This window comes from Kineococcus vitellinus, assembly GCF_009906315.1.
GTDB lineage: Bacteria > Actinomycetota > Actinomycetes > Actinomycetales > Kineococcaceae > Kineococcus > Kineococcus vitellinus.
Genome location: NZ_JAAALL010000084.1, coordinates 1 through 15413 on the forward strand (window position 1 = coordinate 1; position 15413 = coordinate 15413).

Annotated in this window: 14 protein-coding genes; 7 read left to right on the plus strand and 7 right to left on the minus strand. The window is 77.8% G+C overall.

Annotated features, from left to right (window positions below):
* Positions 1-62: 62 nt before the first annotated feature.
* A complete protein-coding gene (locus GTQ99_RS09755) occupies positions 63-518 on the minus strand; it encodes a MarR family transcriptional regulator (RefSeq protein ID WP_166615542.1) in 456 nt (151 codons plus the stop codon).
* 59 nt (positions 519-577) lie between these two features.
* On the opposite strand from GTQ99_RS09755, the gene GTQ99_RS09760 reads away from it, so the two are divergent.
* The gene (locus tag GTQ99_RS09760; RefSeq protein WP_338074879.1) at positions 578-2401 is read left to right on the plus strand and encodes an ABC transporter ATP-binding protein; all 1824 of its coding nucleotides are present in this window, start codon (positions 578-580) and stop codon (positions 2399-2401) included.
* Here the strand turns inward: GTQ99_RS09760 and GTQ99_RS09765 are convergent.
* Positions 2353-3453 (minus strand): diguanylate cyclase domain-containing protein, encoded by a 1101-nt coding sequence (locus tag GTQ99_RS09765; protein ID WP_166615543.1) that lies wholly within the window; start codon positions 3451-3453, stop codon positions 2353-2355. The two genes, GTQ99_RS09760 and GTQ99_RS09765, sit on opposite strands and share 49 nt — an antisense overlap.
* Positions 3454-3566: 113 nt before the next feature.
* Positions 3567-4151, minus strand: coding sequence for a TetR family transcriptional regulator (locus tag GTQ99_RS26045; RefSeq protein WP_166615544.1), 585 nt, complete (start codon positions 4149-4151; stop codon positions 3567-3569).
* Between the two features lie 77 nt (positions 4152-4228).
* Between GTQ99_RS26045 and GTQ99_RS09775 the strand changes: the two genes are divergently transcribed.
* Complete coding sequence (locus GTQ99_RS09775) at positions 4229-5773, plus strand: MFS transporter (protein WP_166615545.1); 1545 nt, start codon at positions 4229-4231, stop codon at positions 5771-5773.
* 38 nt (positions 5774-5811) lie between these two features.
* On the plus strand, positions 5812-6237 hold the full coding sequence (locus tag GTQ99_RS09780; protein WP_166615546.1) for a ChaB family protein: 426 nt from the start codon (positions 5812-5814) through the stop codon (positions 6235-6237).
* A gap of 33 nt (positions 6238-6270) precedes the next feature.
* Here GTQ99_RS09780 and GTQ99_RS09785 read toward each other — a convergent pair whose 3' ends face one another.
* Entirely contained in the window at positions 6271-6849 is a 579-nt protein-coding gene (locus GTQ99_RS09785) for a hypothetical protein (protein WP_166615547.1), read from the minus strand.
* 214 nt (positions 6850-7063) lie between these two features.
* On the opposite strand from GTQ99_RS09785, the gene GTQ99_RS09790 reads away from it, so the two are divergent.
* Positions 7064-7723, plus strand: coding sequence for a PilZ domain-containing protein (locus GTQ99_RS09790; protein ID WP_166615548.1), 660 nt, complete (start codon positions 7064-7066; stop codon positions 7721-7723).
* Positions 7724-7745: 22 nt separating this feature from the next.
* On the opposite strand, the gene GTQ99_RS09795 is transcribed toward GTQ99_RS09790, so the two are convergent.
* Positions 7746-9251 carry a CCA tRNA nucleotidyltransferase gene (locus tag GTQ99_RS09795; RefSeq protein WP_420814536.1) on the minus strand — a complete coding sequence of 502 codons (1506 nt, stop codon included), beginning with the start codon at positions 9249-9251 and terminating at the stop codon, positions 7746-7748.
* Between the two features lie 112 nt (positions 9252-9363).
* Between GTQ99_RS09795 and GTQ99_RS09800 the strand changes: the two genes are divergently transcribed.
* Together GTQ99_RS09800 and GTQ99_RS09805 are read left to right on the plus strand one after the other, a co-directional pair.
* Positions 9364-9840, plus strand: a complete 477-nt coding sequence (locus tag GTQ99_RS09800; protein WP_166615549.1) for an NUDIX hydrolase — start codon at positions 9364-9366, stop codon at positions 9838-9840.
* Positions 9837-11981 (plus strand): DUF6049 family protein, encoded by a 2145-nt coding sequence (locus tag GTQ99_RS09805; RefSeq protein WP_166615550.1) that lies wholly within the window; start codon positions 9837-9839, stop codon positions 11979-11981. The genes GTQ99_RS09800 and GTQ99_RS09805 overlap by 4 nt, the downstream gene beginning before the upstream one ends.
* On the opposite strand, the gene murJ is transcribed toward GTQ99_RS09805, so the two are convergent.
* The gene (gene murJ, locus GTQ99_RS09810; RefSeq protein ID WP_205707151.1) at positions 11958-13679 is read right to left on the minus strand and encodes a murein biosynthesis integral membrane protein MurJ; all 1722 of its coding nucleotides are present in this window, start codon (positions 13677-13679) and stop codon (positions 11958-11960) included. The two genes, GTQ99_RS09805 and murJ, sit on opposite strands and share 24 nt — an antisense overlap.
* A 100-nt stretch (positions 13680-13779) precedes the next feature.
* Complete coding sequence (locus GTQ99_RS09815; RefSeq protein ID WP_205707152.1) at positions 13780-14754, minus strand: hypothetical protein; 975 nt, start codon at positions 14752-14754, stop codon at positions 13780-13782.
* A gap of 121 nt (positions 14755-14875) precedes the next feature.
* Between GTQ99_RS09815 and GTQ99_RS09820 the strand changes: the two genes are divergently transcribed.
* A partial coding sequence (locus tag GTQ99_RS09820; protein WP_476702857.1) for a protein kinase family protein occupies positions 14876-15413 on the plus strand: 538 nt, incomplete at its 3' end.

The window sequence follows — 15413 nt, forward strand, 5'->3', positions numbered from 1 at the left end:
GCCCCCGTGGAGCGTGATCTTCCACGGTGCACCGTGGAAGATCACCGCCTACGGGGGTGGGCTCAGGGGGGCGGGGCGGGCAGCGCGTCCTCGACGCGGCGCAGCAGGGCGAGCAGGGTGGCGCGCTCGGCCGGGGCCAGGACGGCGAAGGCCTCGACGGCGGTGCGGTGCGAGCGGCGGCGCAGCTCCCCCAGCACGTCCGCCCCGCGCGGGGTCACCCGCAGCAGGAGCGAGCGGCGGTTGTCGGGGTCGGGCAGGCGCTGGAGCAGCCCGGCCCCCTCCAGCGGGTCCACGAGGTCGGTCAGGGAGCGGGGGGCGATGTGCAGCTGCGCCGCGACCTCGCCCATGCGCGGCGGTGCCGCGCTGCGCGCGACGGTGCGCAGGACCCGGCCCTGGGCGGGGGTGACGCCCAGGTCCTCGACGTCGGCGTGGGCGTGGCGGCGCAGGCGCCACTGCACCGAGCGCAGGGCGTCGAGCAGGTCGGCGGGCTCGACGGGGTCCACGGTGCCGGTCTCCACGGGGTGAGCGTACCGGAATCGTGAGGTACCCTCACCGTGAGGTAACCACAGGAATCGAGGTGCCCGTGCGCGGAGACCCCAGCCGCGACCCCTTCCGCCCCACCAAGGCCGAGAACGCCGAGACCGACCGCCCCAGCCGCGCCGAGCTGGTGCGCGTGCTGCGGCTCTTCCGCCCCCACCTGCGCACCCTCGGCGCCGTCGCCGTCCTCATCGGCGCCTCCGCCGTCGCCGGCGTCGCCGCGCCCTTCCTCATCCGCGAGGTCGTCGACGTCGCCCTGCCCGAGCAGGACCTGCGCCTGCTCGCCCAGCTGGCCGCCGGCCTCGTCGGCATCGCCGCCGTCAGCACCGTGCTCGACGTCGTCCAGGGCCTGCTGACCACCCGCGTGGGCCAGGCCGTCATGCACGGCCTGCGCGTCTCGCTCTACGGCCACCTGCAGCGCATGTCGCTGGGCTTCTTCGCCCGCACCCGCACCGGCGAGGTGCAGTCGCGCATCGCCAACGACGTCGGCGCCATGCAGACCGTCGTCACCAGCACCGGCGCCGACCTCGTCTCCAACGTCGCCACGGTCGTCGTCACCGTCGTCGCGATGCTGGCCCTGGACTGGCGGCTGGCGCTGTTCTCCTTCGTCGTGCTGCCCCTGTCGGTGTGGCTGAACCGCCGCGTCGGCCGGCTGCGCCGGCGCATCACCGGCCGCCGCCAGCGCCAGCTGGCCGAGATGTCGGCGACCGTGGAGGAGACGCTGTCGATCTCCGGGATCCTGCTGACCCGCACCACCGGCCGCACCCCCGAGGTCGTCTCCCGCTTCACCCGCCAGTCCGACGACGTCGCCCGCCTGGAGGTCGGCTCGGAGATGGCCGGCCGCTGGCAGTGGTCGCTCATCACGCTGACCATGGCCGCCGTGCCCGCGCTGACCTACCTGCTCGGCGGGTGGCTGCGCGGCACCGGCAGCGCCCTGAGCATCGGCACCCTCGTCGCGCTCGTCACCCTGCAGGGGCAGCTGTTCCGCCCGCTGGGCGCGCTGCTGCGCATCCTCGTGCGGCTGCAGGCCTCGATGGCGCTGTTCGCGCGGGTCTTCGAGTACCTCGACACCCCGCCGGAGGTCGTCGAGCGGCCGGGCGCGGTCGAGCTGGTCCGCCCCCGCGGGCACGTGGAGTTCCGCGGCGCGGGCTTCGCCTACCCCGGCGCCGAGCACCCCACCGTCAGCGGCATCGACCTCGACGTGCCCGCCGGCACCTCGCTGGCCGTCGTCGGCGCGACCGGCTCCGGCAAGACCACGCTGGGCTACCTGCTGGCGCGGCTGTACGACGTGGACGCCGGCTCGGTGCGCATCGACGGCGTCGACGTGCGCGACCTCACGGCGCGCTCGCTGTCGGACGCGGTGGGCGTGGTCACCCAGGAGACCTTCCTGCTGCACGCCAGCGTCGCCGAGAACCTGCGCTTCGCCAGGCCCGGCGCCACCGACGAGGAGCTGCGCCGCGCCGCGCGGATCGCCCAGGTCGACGACGTGCTCTCGGCGCTGCCCGACGGCTACGACACCGTCGTCGGCGAGCGCGGCTACCGCTTCTCCGGCGGGGAGAAGCAGCGCATCGCGCTGGCGCGCACGGTGCTGCGCGACCCGCCGGTGCTGCTGCTGGACGAGGCCACGTCCGCGCTGGACACCCGCACCGAGCAGGCGATGGCCGCCGCGCTGCAGGAGCTGTCCAGCGGGCGCACCACCATCACCATCGCGCACCGGCTGTCGACCGTGCGCGGGGCCGACCAGATCGTCGTGCTCGAGAGCGGCCGCATCGCCGAGCGCGGCACCCACGCCGAGCTGCTGGCGCGCGGCGGGCGCTACGCCGAGCTCGTCGCCGCCGACGAGGCCCGCTCCCAGCCCGCCTGAGCGGCGGGCGGACCGGCGGGTGCGGAGCGCTTGGCGGCCAGGACGGCCTCCTCGGCCCGCTGCAGCACCGCGCGGACCCCGGTGTCGAAGGGCGAGCGGCACTCGGCGGCGGTGGCCCGCACCAGGCCCACGCTCGCGCGCACGGGGACGTCCTCAGGGCGGCGGCCGCGCGCGGGCAGCGGGCTCGGCGGCGACCAGCCGCGCAGCGCCCGCGCGACGCGGCGGGCCTGCTCGTCGCCGCCGGGCAGCACGACGGCGAACTCGTCGGCGCCCAGCCGGCCCGCCGTGGCGCCGGGCGGCAGCGCGGCGCGCAGGTGCGCGGCGAAGGCGGTGAGCAGGGCGTCGCCGGTGGCCAGGCCGTAGGAGTCGTTGACGGCGCGGAAGCCGTCGAGGTCGGCCAGCAGCACGTGCACGCAGGCGCCCTCCCCCTCGCCGTCCTCCTCGCCGTCCTTCCCACCGGCGCAGCGGGCCAGCGCCGCCGCGAGCCGCTCCTGCAGCAGGCTGCGGGACGCCACGCCGGTCAGCGCGTCGCGGCCGGTGGCCTGCACGGCCTCGGTGGCGCGCTCGCGCAGCGCCCGCGTCGCGGCCCGCAGCGACTGCTCCAGCTCGCGCACGGCGGTGACGTCGCGGCTGACGACGACCGCGCCCGCGCAGGCACCGGCGGCGTCGCGCAGCGCCGTGGCCGACGTCTCCAGGACGACCGCGCGGCCCGCGTGCGTGGTGACCCGCACCTCGACGTCGCGCCAGGAGCGGCCCTCGTGCAGCGCGGCGCGCAGCTCGGCCAGGAAGGCGTCGGTGTGCTCGAAGCGGCTCAGCGAGCGCACGTGCCGGCCGACCGCCCGCCCGGCCTCGACGCCGAGCAGCCGCTGCGCACCGGGGTTGAGGGAGAGCACGGTGCCGTCGGCGGCGAGGTGGACGACGGAGTCGCTCACCAGCTCCTCCAGCTGCACGCCGGCGACGAGGCCCGCGGCGCCCGGCGTCCACGCCGGGGCGGGCAGGCCGCGCGGGGAGCGGTCCGCCGGCTGCGCCGGCCCCGCCTGCTCGGCCCGCACCGCGCCTCCTCGTGCCCGTCGTCCCCGTCGAGCCCGCCGCGCCCGCGCCGGGATCCGTCCTCGAGCAGTGATCGGCAGCGCGCCGGGCGGGCCCGATGCGCCGATCGGGTGGCTCAGGAGCGCCCGTCGGCGTGGCGGCTGGCGCCGGCGCGCCGGGCGTCCTCCACGAGGGCGCGCACGCGGGCCAGGACGTCGGCGAGGTCGGGGGTCGGCACGCCCATCGACGAGGAGGCCCACAGGCCGTCCCCGACGAGCTGGACGACGCGGGCCAGGACGGGGTCGCGGACCTGCTCCTCGATGGCCTGGCGCCAGGCGCCGATCACCCCCGCGTAGGCGGCCACGGCCCGCTGGTCGCCCTCCTGGGCCAGCCGCAGCGCCGCGATGATCGAGCGGGAGAGCGCCACGTCCGCGCTCATCGCCCCGCCCTCGACGGCGGAGGTGCGCACGTAGTACTCGGCGGCCCCCTCGGGGGCGGTGCGCATGCGCGCCAGGTCGTGGGCCGCGAGCGCGGCCATCCGCCCGAGCAGGCCGTCGACGAGGGCGTCCTTGGAGCCGAAGTGGTAGAGCAGCCCGCCCTTGGAGACCCCGGCGGCGGCGGCGACGGCCTCCAGCGTCGCCGAGCGGGCCCCGGTGGAGGCGACGAGCTCGGCGAAGGCGTCCAGCAGCCGGTCGCGGGTCGCGGCGGGGTCTCGGGTCACCCGCGGAGGGTAACGACTCGCGAACTGTACCGTCCGGACGGTATAGTTCCGGTGGCCCACCCCCGAGGAACGAGACGATGAACCCCTCCGCCACCCTGCAGACCCCGCCGCGCACCACCGCCCGCCAGCGGGGCGCCCTCGCCGTGCTCGTGCTGCCGGTGCTGCTGATCTCCGTCGACATGACCGTGCTGAGCTTCGCGCTGCCGGAGATCAGCACCGCCCTGGCGCCCACCGGCACCCAGCTGCTGTGGATCGTCGACGGCTACTCGCTGGCCATCGCGGGCCTGCTCGTGACGATGGGCGGCCTCGGCGACCGCTTCGGCGCCCGCAGGCTGCTGCTGGTCGGCGGCATCGCCTTCGGCCTCGTCTCCGCGCTGGCCGCCTTCGCGCCCTCCGCGGCGGCCCTCGTCGCCGGGCGGGTGGCGCTCGGCGTGGCCGGGGCGACCCTCATGCCCTCCACGCTCTCGCTGCTGAAGAGCACCTTCACCCACCGCGAGCAGCGCCGGACCGCCTTCGCGGTCTGGGCGGGCGGCTTCGCGGCCGGCGGCGCGCTCGGCCCGATCGTCGGCGGCTGGCTGCTGGAGCACTTCTGGTGGGGCTCGGTCTTCCTGCTCAACGTGCCGTTCATGGTGCTGCTGCTCGTGCTGGTCCCGCTGTTCGTCGACGAGTCCGCCACGCGCTCCACCGCCCGCATCGACCTGGCCAGCGTCGGGCTGTCCGTCCTGGCGCTCACCGGCCTGGTCCACGGCGTCAAGCACCTGGCCTCAGAGGGCCTGGACACCACGACCGCGCTCACGCTCGCGGTCGGCGCGGGCGCCGGCGCCGTCTTCGTGCGCCGCCAGCTGCGGCTGGCGCACCCCCTGCTGGACGTCGAGCTGTTCCGGCTGCCCGTCTTCCGCGCGTCCGTGCTGGCCAACCTCATGAGCATCTGCGGGATGACCGGCATGCTCTACGCCGTCTCCCAGCACCTGCAGCTCGTGCTGGGGCTGCGCCCGGTCGTGGCCGGGCTGGTGCTGCTGCCCGGCGCCGTCGCCGCCTTCGCCTGCGGCCTGCTGGCCGCGCGGCTGGCGCGGCGGCTGCGGCTGGAGGTCCTCGTGTGCACCGGCCTGCTGCTCGGGACCGCGGGCTACGCCGTGCTCGCCACCCTCGGCGCGGGCACCGGCGCGGCGGCGGTGGCGCAGCTGGCCGCGGCCTTCGTCGTGCTCTCCGCGGGCGCGGGGCTGGCCGAGACGCTCACCAACGACGCGATCCTGTCGGCGGCGCCCGCGCAGCGCTCCGGCGCCGCCTCGGCGATCTCCGAGACGGCCTACGAGGTCGGCGCGGTGCTGGGCACCACCGTCCTCGGCAGCCTGCTCAACGCCGTCTACCGCGACGGCGTCCGGGTGCCCGCGAGCGCGTCCACCGAGCAGGCCGGCGCCGCCCGCGAGACGCTCGGCGGGGCCGTCGAGGTGGCGGGCGCACTGCCGGACGGCGCGGCGCTGCTGGAGTCCGCGCGGGAGGCCTTCACCAGCGGCCTGGACGCCACCGCGCTCGCCGGCGCGGCGCTGACGGCGGGGGCGGCGCTGGTGGTCTGGCGCACGCTGCGCCCCTCCCGGGGTGTGGGCGCGCCCGCGCGCGCCTAGCGTCGGCGGGGACCACAGCCGCGCGGGAGGAGAGGGTCGTGCCGAAGACGACGAAGTCCGGGGAGCCCGTCGAGGAGGAGCTGCCCAGCACCCTGCGGCGCTCGGACGAGAAGGCGCAGCGCACGTTCGCGAAGGCGCACGACGCCGCCGAGGAGACCTACCACGACGAGCAGCGCGCCAACCGCGTCGCGTGGGGCGCGGTCAAGCACACCCACGAGAAGGTCGGCGACCACTGGCAGCCCAAGGAGGACGGGCGCAAGGGCCCCTCGGACCCGCAGTCCGAGGGCGGGGTGGACACCGACCGCCGCTCCTCGGGCGGGGTCGACGAGCACGCCTCCAAGGAGCACCTGCTGCGGATCGCCCGCGAGCTCGGCGTGCCGGGGCGCTCGCGGATGACCAAGGCCGAGCTCGTCGAGGGCATCCGCAAGGCCAACGACCGGGCGACGGCGCGGGCGCGCCGCTGAGGCGGCCCGCACCGCCCGGGCCGCCCGGGCCGTTCAGCGGCGCAGCAGCGCGGCCGCGCACCGCTCGTGGGCGGCCTCGACCTCGGCGAGCTGGACGCGGGTGCGCTCGGCGAGGGCGCGCAGCGCGCGGGCCCACTCGGCGGGCTCGTCGGCCACGAGGCGGGAGAGCAGGCGCGCCGCGACGGCCCGGCGGTGCAGGCCGCCGAGCACGTCCTCGAGCACGAGCAGCGCCTCGACGCCCGCCTCCCGGGTGGGGTGCGCCGCGGGCAGCGGCAGCCGCTCGACGACCGGCAGCCGGTGCAGCAGCGGCGTCAGGCGACCCGCGCAGGCCGACAGCCAGCTGACGCCCACGACGGCCCAGTCCGTGGCCGCGCCCAGGCGGCGCATCGCCGAGCGCAGCGCCGCGCGGTCCGCGGCGACCTCCCGGCGCACCCGCAGCAGGGTGGTGCGCTCGGCCAGCAGCCCCTCCAGGCCCGCGGCGCGGCGCAGCTGCTCGCCCAGGCCGGTCGCGGCGGCGAGCTGCTCGTTGAGGTACGCGGCCAGCGCCGGGTCGGCGGGCGGCTGCGGGGCGCGGCGGGAGGAGCGGAGCGCGAGCGGGACGGCGATCGGCACGGGACGACGCTAGCGCCGACGGCCCGGCGGGCGCCCCGGTGGCGCGGCGTGGTGCCGCTGCGGCGGGAGTGGCTGGTGGGGCGGTGCGCGCCGCCTTCCCGGCATCGGCGGGGCGCTGGCGGGCACGAGCTGCGGCGTTCGGATGGAGCGCTCCCCCGACGTGACGTAGCGTGTTTATCCGGTCACTCGATCGCGAGAAACCAGGGAGCGACGGATGGATGCTGCACAGGGCGGCCTGCTCATGACGGACGGGCCGGCGGTCGACACGACCGTCACGCTCATGCCGACGACCGCCGAGAGCGGCGCCTCGGCGTCCTGGCACACCGCCACCGTGCGCTCCTGGACCGCCGGCGCCGCCGGGCTGGTCGTCACGAGCCACGTCGCCGCCGCACCGCAGACCGTCGAGGCCCTGGACGGCCAGCGCGTCTGGGTCAGCACCGAGGCCGGCGACGACGGGTCGGTCGTCCCGCACGCCGTCTTCCAGGCCGTCGCGCAGGCCCACCGCGCCGACGAGCTCGCGCTCACCGGCGTCATGCTGCTCGCCGCGGAGACCCGCCGCGGCGCCGTGCGCGCCCCCGCCTCGCTGCCCGTGCACCTGACGACGAGCGAGGGCGTCGCCGACGCCCGCACCGTCGACTACTCGCGCAGCGGCCTGCGCCTGGAGGGTGCCGCGCTGCCCGGCGAGCGCACCACGGTCGACGTCGACCTCGAGCTCGGCGACGGCCTGGAGGTCCACGCCCGCGGCGAGGTGCTGCGCGTGGACGAGAGCACCGGCGAGGCCGTCGTGCGCTTCGTCGAGCTCGACGAGGGCGCCGCCCAGGTCCTCGAGCGCAGCGTCCTCACCGAGCTGGCCCGCAAGACCCGCTCCTCCTGACCCCTCCCCGCCCGGCGGCGGGTCAGGGCTCGGACGGCTCGGCGGGCTCCGACGGCTCGGCGGGCTCGGACGGCTCGGCGGGCCGGGACTCCGGCTGCTGCGCCCACCAGGCGCGCAGCTCCCGCTCGGCGCCCTCGGGCCCCAGCGGCCCGTGCTCCATCCGCAGCCCCAGCAGGTGCTGGTAGGCCCGGCCCACCGTGCGCGAGGGCCCGATGCCCAGCAGCGCCATGATCTGCGTGCCGTCCAGGTCGGGGCGGATGGAGTCCAGCTCCTCCTGCTCGCGCAGCCGCGCGATGCGCGCCTCCAGGTCGTCGTAGGCGGCCGACAGCCGCTTGGCCTTGCGCGCGTTGCGGGTCGTGCAGTCGCTGCGCGTCAGCTTGTGCAGCCGGCCCAGCAGCGGCCCCGCGTCCGTGACGTAGCGGCGCACCGCCGAGTCCGTCCACTCCCCGTCGCCGTAGCCGTGGAAGCGCAGGTGCAGCTCGGTGAGCCGGGCCACCGCCTTGACGGTGTCGCCGTCGAAGCGCAGCGCCTTCAGCCGCTTGGCGACCATCTTGGCCCCCACCACCTCGTGGTGGTGGAAGCTCACCCCGCCGCCCTCCTCGAAGCGGCGGGTGCGGGGCTTGCCGACGTCGTGCAGCAGCGCGGCCAGCCGCAGCAGCAGGTCCGGGCCCGGCACCGCCTCGGGGCCCGGGGCGCCCGGGGCGTCCTCCAGGTCGATGGCCTGCTGCAGGACGGTCAGCGAGTGCTCGTAGACGTCCTTGTGGCGGTGGTGCTCGTCGATCTCCAGCTGCAGCGCCGGCAGCTCCGGCAGCACGTGCTCGGCCAGCCCCGTCTCCACCAGCAGCCGCAGCCCCGCCACCGGGTCGGCCGCCACGAGCAGCTTCTCCAGCTCGGTGCGCACCCGCTCCGCGGACACGATGGCGATCCGCTCCGCCATCGCCGTCATCGCCGCGACCACGTCCGGCGCCACCCGCACCCGCAGCTGCGCCGCGAAGCGCGCCGCCCGCATCATCCGCAGCGGGTCGTCGGAGAAGGAGCGCTCCGCCGTGCCGGGGGTGCGCAGCAGGCCCGCGGCCAGGTCCGTCAGCCCGTCGTGCGGGTCGGCGAAGTCCAGCGACGGCAGCCGCAGCGCCATCGCGTTCACCGTGAAGTCGCGCCGCGACAGGTCGCCGACGAGGTCGTCGCCGTAGGAGACCTCCGGCTTGCGCGAGGCCGCGTCGTAGCTCTCCGAGCGGTACGTCGTCACCTCCACCACGACGTCCCCCTTGCGGGCGCCGATGGTGCCGAAGTCGCGCCCCACCTCCCAGTGCGCGTCGCCCCAGGCCCGCAGCAGCCGCACGCTGTCGTCGGGGCGGGCGTCGGTGGTGAAGTCCAGGTCGGCGGAGCGGCGGCCGAGGAAGGCGTCGCGCACCGGCCCGCCCACCAGCGACAGCTCGAAGCCGGCCCGCTCGAAGGCCCTGCCCAGCTCCACGAGCAGCGGCATGACCGGTTCGAGGGCGCGCACGGCGCGCCCGCGCGCCTCCTCCAGCGCCAGCGCGAGCGCGCGGGTCGGGTCCTCGGGTGCAGCGGGGGGTCCAGCAGGGGTCGGCACGGGGTCCAAGCCTGCCAGAGCCCGACGCCGGGCTGGCTACAGTGAGCCGATGGTCAGACCTGCCCGGGAGCCGCGACGGCGGTTGCCCACCGTGCAGGAGACCTCCTCCGGTGGGCTCGTCGTCGACCTCAGCACCGGCGAGCCGCGCGCCGCGGTGATCTGCCGGCTCAACCGCGCCGGCCGCGAGGAGTGGTGCTTGCCCAAGGGCCACCTCGAGGGCGAGGAGACCCTCGAGCAGGCGGCCGTGCGCGAGATCGAGGAGGAGACCGGCATCCGCGGCGAGGTCGTGGAGACGCTGGGCAGCATCGACTACTGGTTCTCCGCCGAGGGCCGGCGCATCCACAAGGTCGTGCACCTGTTCCTGCTGCGCGCCGTCGGCGGCCGCCTCACCGTGGAGAACGACCCCGACGCCGAGGCCGTCGACGTGGAGTGGGTGCCCTTCAGCCAGCTCGACGAGCGGCTGGCCTTCCCCAACGAACGGCGGGCGGCCGAGGCCGCGACGCTGCGGCTGGGCGAGCTGGCGTGAGCACCGCCCCCACCCGGCGCCAGCTGCTGGCCGGGCTGTCCGGCGCGGCCGTGCTCGGCACCGGGACCCGCACCGCCACCAGCACCGCCACCAGCACCGCCACCGGGGACGGCGACGAGCTGCCGCTGTCCGTCGTGCTGCTCGACGTCACCCCCGCCGCGTACGCGGCCGAGGACCCCGAGCGCGCCACGATCACCGTCCGCGCCCGCGTGCTCAACCGCGGCGCCGAGCGCCTGGAGGGCCTGCGCGCGCGCCTGGTCGCGCAGCGCTCGGCCGCCGTGGCCCGCAGCGCGCTGGACCGCTGGGCGCGCGCCGACGGCACCGCCTCCACCCGCGCCGGCGCCGCCTCCGAGGCGGCCGTCGTCGGCGACGGCGCCCTGGCCGCCGGGCGGGCGGCCGAGGTCGTCCTCACCCTGCCCGCGAGCGCCCTCGGCGCCGCCCCCGGCGCGCACCCGGCCGCCGTCGAGGTCAGCGACGACGGCGGCCGCGTCGGCATCGCCCGCACCTTCCTCGTCTCCGCCCCGCCGCAGACCCCCCGCACGCTGCTCACGCTGCTGCTGCCGCTGGTCGCCGGCCGCGACGCGAGCGCCGCGGGCCTGGCCGCGGCCGTCGGCGCCTCCGGCGAGGGGCGGCTGCGCCGGCTGCTGGCCGCCGGCGCCGACCCGCGCACGGCGTGGGCCGTGGACCCCGCGCTCGTGGCCGCCGCCCGCGCCGCGGGCGGGGGCACCGGCGAGCCGGCGCGCCTGGTGGAGGGCTGGCTCGCGGACCTGCGCGCGGCCGCCGTCGACCGCGACGTCCTCGCGCTGCCGCACGGCGACCCGGACCTCGTCGCCCTGGAGCGCTCCCCGGCCGGGGCGGCGCTGCTCGCCGAGGCCGCCGCCGCCGGGCGGGGGGTGCTGGACGAGCTCGGCGCCCGGGTCCGCCCCGACGTCGCCTGGCCCGCCGACCAGGCCGCCGACACCGGGGTCCTCGCCTTCGCCGCCGGCGCCGGCGCCCGCACCGTCGTGCTCGACGACGGCTGCCTGGTCCCCGACGGCGACCTGACCTACACCCCCGCCGGCCGCGCCACGCCCAGCGCCGGCGGCACCGCGCTGACCGGCCTCGTGGCCGACCGCACCGCCAGCTCCGTGCTCGCCGGCGCCGCCGACGCCGACCAGGTCGTCCTCGTGCGCCAGCGGCTGCTGGCCGAGGTCGCCACCACGACGCTGCAGCGCCCCAGCGACCCGCGCAGCCTGCTGCTCGTGGCCCCCCGCAGCTTCGCCCCCGCCCCCGGGGCCGTGGAGCGGCTGGTCGCCGACCTGGAGGCGTCCGGCTGGGCGCGCTGGCAGTCGCTGTCGCAGCTGCTGGAGGTGCCCGACCCCGGCGTGCCGCGCAGCGCGCCGACGCTGCCGGCGCCGCTGGCGCGCGCGGCGCTGCCCCCCGGGCACGTGGCCGCCGTGGCGGCCGCGCTCGGCGACGTCGACGACTTCGCGAGCGCGCTCGGCGGCACCGAGCCCGCGCTGGTGGAGCAGCGCTCGGCCGCGCTGCTGCTGCTGGGCGCCTCCTGGCGCGGCCACCTCGGCGCGCTGCCCACCGCCCGCGCGCAGCTGTCGCAGTCGCTCGCCGCGCTCGCGGGGGCGGTGGGCATCGTCGGCGGCAGCGTCCGCAACCTCGCCGCCGAGCGCAGCGAGCTGCCCATCACCGTCGTCAACGAGCTCGGCGTCCCCGTGCAGGTGGACCTCGTGCTGCGCCCGCGCAGCCCCCGCGTCCAGCTCGACGCGGTGCCGCGGCAGACCGTCGCCGCCCGCAGCCAGCAGCGGGTCGCCGTGCCCGTGCGGGCCCTGGCCAACGGCAGCGTCGTCGTCGAGGCGCAGCTGCGCACCCCCGCCGGCAGCCCCCTGGGGGACCCCGTGGAGGTGGACCTCAACGTCCGCGCCGACGTCGAGGACTGGATCAGCGCGGTCGTGGGCGGCGGGGCGGGCGCGCTGCTCGTGCTCGGCCTCGTGCGGGCCGTCCGGCGCGGGCGCCGCCGCGTCGACGAGGCCGAGCACACCGACGTCGGCGCGCCCGGCCCGGAGGCGCCCCGCGACGCGCAGGCCCCCCGCGGCGCGGGGGACGCCGAGGGCAGCGCCGAGCCGTCAGCGGCGGCTGGGCAGGGGTAGGCGGCGCAGCAGCGGGGTCGCGAGCTCCTCCAGCTCGCGCACCCGCATGAGCCGGCACAGCAGCACGAAGACGGTGAGCACGAGCAGGCCGCCGCCCACCAGGACGGCCACGTCCACCAGGCGCCCCTCGCCCAGCAGCCGCCCGCCCCGCGACGCCAGCAGCCCCGCGGCCGTGGTGATCGCCGAGATGACCAGCAGCCGCACGAGCGTGCGCAGCAGGCGGTGCCCGTCGACGCCGCGCCCGTCCAGCGCGCGCAGCCGCCGGCGCAGCAGCGCCAGGGCGAGCACGCAGCCCACGACGTTGGCCGCGCTCATCGCGGCGCCGATGGCGACGACCTGCCAGCGCGGGTCCACGGCCAGCCAGACGACGACGTTGGCGACCGTGGCCACGACGGCCACGGCGACCTGCACGAGGAACGGCGTGCGGGCGTCCTCGTAGGCGTAGAAGACGCGCTGCGCGAGGTAGGTGACGCTGAAGGGGACCAGCCCGAGCGCCATCGCCACGAGCACCTGCCCGATCGGGTGCCCGGAGGGGAACATCGCCCCCGCCAGCGCGGGGCCCAGCGCGACGAAGGCGCAGGTGGCCAGCGCCCCGGCGACGGCGACGGTGCGCGCGCCCGAGGAGAAGTCGCGGCGGACCGCCGCCACGTCGCCGCCGACCGCGGAGCGGCTGATCCGGGTGAACAGCGCCGTCACCAGCGAGACCGCCACGAGCGAGTGCGGCAGCATGAACAGCAGGTAGGCGTAGCTGTAGGAGTTGCCCGAGGCGCCCACGACGCCCGCCTCGTTGAGGGCGTGCCCGGCGGAGGTCATGACCTTGGAGGTGGGCACGAAGGCGAGCTGGCCGACCAGCACGCCCGCGAAGGTCCAGCCGGCGACGCGGCCCGCGCTGCGCAGGCCGATGCCCCGGAAGCCGAGGCGCGGCCGGTAGCGGAAGCCGACGCGGTGCAGCGGCCACAGCAGCACCAGGGCCTGCAGCGCCACGCCCGCGGTGGCGGTGCCGGCGAGCAGGGCCACCATCGCCGGGGTCCACGCGTCGGCCTCCAGCAGCTCGCCGTCGGGGAAGAGGCCGATGAAGACCGCGACGCCGGCGATGGCGACGACGTTGTTGACCACGGGCGCCCACATGTACGGGCCGAAGCTGCCGCGGGCGTTGAGCACCTGCCCCAGCACCGTGTAGAGGCCGTAGAAGAAGACCTGCGGCAGGCACCAGAACGCCATCGCCGCCCCGAGCACCAGCCACTCCCGCGGCCAGCTCTCCGAGTACAGGCGCACCACCAGCGGCGCGGCCAGCGTGATGACGACGGTCGCGGCTCCCATGACCAGCAGGGCCAGGGTGATGAGCCGGTCGACGAACTCGCGCCCGCCGTCGGGCAGCCGGAAGGCCCTGACGATCTGCGGGACGAGGACGGCGTTGAGCACCCCGCCCGCCACGAGGATGTAGAAGTTGTTCGGCGCCTTGTTGGCCACGTCGAAGACCTGGCCGCCCACCCCGGCGGAGGTGCCGCCGACGGCGACGGCCAGCAGCGCCACCCGCACGAAGCCCAGCACCCGCGACACGAGCGTCCCGGAGGCCATGAGCGCGCTGGAGCGCGCCAGCGACGCCTGCTCCCGCGCGCGCTCCTGCTCCCCGCCCCCCGACCGCCCCGGATCGGGCCCGGGGTTCGCGGGGGTCTGCTCGTCCAGCGGTGCGCTCACGCTCAGATGGTCGCCGATGCGGCGGCCGTCCGGGTCACCCCGCCCCCCGTCCGGTCAGGACCGTCACGAGGCGTGACGGTCCTCTGCACGGGACGGGGGCTCAGCGCGAGCGGGAGACCAGCACCGCGAGCGTGGTGGCGACGACGTCCTCGGCGACCGCGGCCTGCCAGTCCGGCACGTGCCGGACCGCCCACGCGCGGTAGGAGACCCCCGCGAAGGAGCCCGCGAGCGCCCCGGCGGTGCCGAGCAGGACGGGCAGGGCGGCGCGGGCGTGCGCGCGCCGCGCCAGCAGCGCGGCACCCGCGGCGCCGCTGGCCAGCCGCGCCGGCAGGACGGCGGGGTCCGTGCGGGCGGGGGCGCCGGGCTGCTTGTCGGCGACGACCTCGGCGGCCAGGCCGCTGAGGGCGGCGAACTGGGCGGCGGCGGAGGAACCGGTGATCGCCGGTCCCGCCAGGCCCAGCGAGCTGCGCCCGCCCGCGGCGAGGCCCAGCAGCGCGCTGCGCAGCAGCAGGCCCCCGGAGGCGCGCGTGGGGCGGTCGACGACGACGGTGCTGCCGGTGCGGGCCGCCCGCGCGGCGTCGAGGCGGCGCAGCGTCGCGTGCGCGGCCAGGCCGTAGGCCAGGTGCGGCACGGCGTCGGAGACCCAGTCCTGCGCCGTCCAGGTGCGCACGTCCGTGGCGCCGAGCGCGTGCGCGGGCAGGTCGGTGGCGAGCATCGCGGTGGCGCCCGTGAGCACCCCGCCGACCCCGGCGGGCAGCCGCAGCCCGGCGCCGCGGGCGGCGCCCACCACCGCGCCCGTGGCCAGGCCGGCGACGGTGCCCGACAGCGCGCCGAGCGCGGTGCGCCGGTTGGCCCGCTCGCGCTGCGAGCCGCCGACGTGCAGGTCCAGGCGGGCGGCGAGCGCGTCGACGACCTGCGCGGGCACCGTGGAGGCGTCGCGGCCGCGCCAGGCCGTGTCGGCGTAGGTGACGGCGTTGATCACCGCGGTGCCCACGGCACCGGCGGCGAGGCCGTCGACGAGGCCCCGCCCGGGGCGGGGGGTGGACGGGGTGGCGGTGCGCGTCGTGGTCGTCACGAGGCCCATCGTCGGCGTCCGCGGCCCGGCGCGCGCGTCCAACGCGGGCCCGCGGGCGCTCGCCCTAGCATGGGGGCGCCCGCGCTGCGGGCGATCAGCGGCGGTCGACGTGCACCGAGGGGTGCGCGCTGAGCACGGGGGGGCGATCCTGGACGGGGCAGGCCGCGGCGTGGGCCGGCAGCTCGTGGCGGACCGCTACGTGCTCGACCGCGAGCTGCCGACGGGGGACCCGGACGCCGCGCGCGAGTTCCGCGGTCGCGACCTCACGCTGGAGCGGCCCGTGCGGGTGCGCGTGCTGGAGGCCGCCGACCCGCGGGCCGAGGAGTTCCTCGACGCCGCCCGGCGGGCCGCGATGCTCACCGACCCGCGCATCCCGCGCGTGCTGGACGCGGGCACCGACCGGGTGGGCGCCTTCGTCGTCGAGGAGGACGTCGACGGGCGCACGATGACCGAGCTGCTGGGGAGCGGGCCGCTGAGGCCGCCGGCGGTGCGCGCGCTCGTCGGCGAGGCCGCCTCCGCGCTGGAGGCCGCCGCGCGCCGCGGGCTGCACCACACGCGCCTGACTCCCGACGACGTCGTCCTCGGCCCCGACGGCGTGGTGCGCGTGCGGGGCATCGGCACCGCCGCCGCCCTGGAGCCCGACCCGCCCGCCGTCTCCC

Excerpts from the sequence above, each read along its gene's own strand:
- GTQ99_RS09775 (WP_166615545.1), top strand. The coding sequence starts at position 4,229 with ATGAACCCCTCCGCCACCCTGCAGACCCCGCCGCGCACCACCGCCCGC.
- GTQ99_RS09790 (WP_166615548.1), top strand. The coding sequence starts at position 7,064 with ATGGATGCTGCACAGGGCGGCCTGCTCATGACGGACGGGCCGGCGGTC.
- GTQ99_RS09800 (WP_166615549.1), top strand. The coding sequence starts at position 9,364 with ATGGTCAGACCTGCCCGGGAGCCGCGACGGCGGTTGCCCACCGTGCAG.